This window comes from Variovorax sp. P1_H12_2, from assembly GCF_056405335.1.
Map to the genome: position 1 here is coordinate 1 of NZ_JBFUCI010000658.1, position 2,113 is coordinate 2,113.

The 2,113-nt window shown below is 65.5% G+C and carries 2 protein-coding genes; one reads left to right on the forward strand and one right to left on the reverse strand.

The features are described from left to right. Window positions 1-121: 121 nt before the first annotated feature. A complete protein-coding gene (locus tag AC1D2K_RS33835; RefSeq protein ID WP_478094704.1) occupies window positions 122-754 on the reverse strand; it encodes a response regulator in 633 nt (210 codons plus the stop codon). Between the two features lie 107 nt (window positions 755-861). Between AC1D2K_RS33835 and AC1D2K_RS33840 the strand changes: the two genes are divergently transcribed. Then, the coding region (locus AC1D2K_RS33840) for a sensor histidine kinase (protein WP_478094706.1) at window positions 862-2,113 on the forward strand (1,252 nt) is incomplete at its 3' end.

Genomic DNA, 2,113 nt, shown 5'->3' on the forward strand with positions numbered 1-2,113 from the left:
TCGGCCGGCGCAGCCAGGCCCGTTGGTGAAACACCGCGGAACCGGCTTCGCCGGGCCGCTGGTGTTGCCCCCGGTAGGGGGTGGGCGCCCGACACGAAGTGCGGGCAACCTGGGGGCGAGCCTAGTCGATCAGTTTGTTCTTGAGGGCGTAGTAGGTCAGGTCGCTGTTGGAGGACAGGTTCATCTTCTCCATCAGGCGCGTGCGGTAGGTGCTCACGGTCTTCACCGACAGCGACAGCGTCTTGGCGATGTCGCCCGCGGTTTCGCCCTTGGCCAGCTTGAGAAAAACCTGGAACTCACGCTCCGACAACTGCTCATGGGGCGCCGCGTTGTCCTTGCGGTCGAGCTGACGCGCCAGCAGTTCGGCCACCGCCGGCGTGATGTAGCGCCGGCCCAGCGAGATGGTGCGGATCGCATTCACGATCTCGATCGGCTCGCACTCCTTGTTGAGGTAGCCGCTGGCGCCCTGGCGAATGAGGTTCATCGCATAGTGCTCCTCGGGATAGCCGCTCAGGATCAGGATGCCGACGTCCGGCGCCTTGGCACGGATCATGGCCAGCGCATCGATGCCGCTCTGGCCCGGCATCGAGAGGTCCATCACGAGCACATCGAGTTCGGTGGTCCGTACGAGTTCGATCGCTTCGCGGCCGCTGGCCGCCTCACCCACCACGCGAAGATCGACGTGCTCCGAGAAAAACTGGCGCAAGCCGGAACGCACGATGGCGTGGTCGTCCGCAATCCCGATCTTGATCATCTGTTACCTTCGTCGTTGTATTGCCGTCTTTTGCGTCGCAACATGCCGATCCCTGGACGACTCCGATTATTCCCGAATTTGAACTGCAGGCATTGCCCGGAAACCTCATGCGCTGGATAGCTTTCCCCCAGATGGCCCTCGGCCTCACGCTCGCCGCACTGGCGGCGCTGGCGCTGGTGGGCATCAACGAGGCCGGCTACCAGCAGTCGTACCGCGCCTTGCAGGATGTCAGCGACGCGCAGAAGGCACGCAGCGTGCTCAACCTGATGCTGCAGAACGTCCTCGATGCCGAAACCGGGCAGCGCGGTTTCCTGCTGACGGGCGAAGCCCGCTATCGGGAGCCCTACGACCTCGCGCTGAAGCAGGTGGACGGCCATCTGGCGACGCTCCAGGCCCTCTATGCAGGGCGGCCGAACGAACTCGCGCAGCTGGGCGAGCTGTCCAAGCACGTGGCGCGCAAGCTCGCAGAGATGGAAATGAGCGTGCGCCTGCGCCAAAGCGGCAACGAGGACGCCTGGAAGTTCGTCATCACGACCGATGTCGGCCGCGAGGAGATGGAGGCCATCCGCGGCCAGGTTCAGGCGCTGATTGCGACCAGCAACGACGAGCTGGCGCGCGGGCAGGCCCAGATCGCAAGTTCGCTGCACTTCGGCCGCATCGGCATCGCGCTGGTGGCGCTCGCGGGGCTGGCCGCGTTCTACCTCTACCTGCGCCAGACCCATGCGTTGCGCTCGGCCGGCGAGCGCCAGCAGGAGGCGCTGCAGCGCGAACGCAATGCGCTCGAAGGCGAGGTGCGGGAGCGTACCGCGACGCTGGCCGAACTGGCCACCCACCTGCAGCAGGTGCGGGAGTCCGAGCGCGGGTTCCTGGCGCGCGAACTGCACGACGAGCTGGGCTCGCTGCTGACGGCCGCCAAGCTCGATGTCGCGCGCCTGAAATCCAGGCTCAACGACGCGCCCGACGCGACGCAGCGGCTGCAGCACCTGAACGAGCTGCTCAACAGCGGCATTGCGCTCAAGCGTCGCATCATCGAGGACCTGCGCCCCTCCTCGCTGTCCAATCTGGGCCTGGTCGCCTCGCTGGAGATCCTCGGACGCGAGTTCGCCGAGCACTCGGGCATGGAGATCGAGATGGTGCTCGAACCCGTCGAGCTCGACGAGGACAACCAACTCACGGCCTATCGCATGGTGCAGGAGAGCCTGACCAACATCGGCAAGTACGCGCAGGCCACCGAGGCCAGCATCGTGATGAAGAACTACGGCAACCATGTGGTCATCGAAGTGATCGACAACGGCAAGGGCTTCGATACCCAGCACGCACGTCCTTCGACCCACGGGCTCGCGGGCATGCGCCATCGCG

Coding starts and splice junctions, on each gene's coding strand:
- AC1D2K_RS33835 (WP_478094704.1), bottom strand. CDS start 754: ATGATCAAGATCGGGATTGCGGACGACCACGCCATCGTGCGTTCCGGC.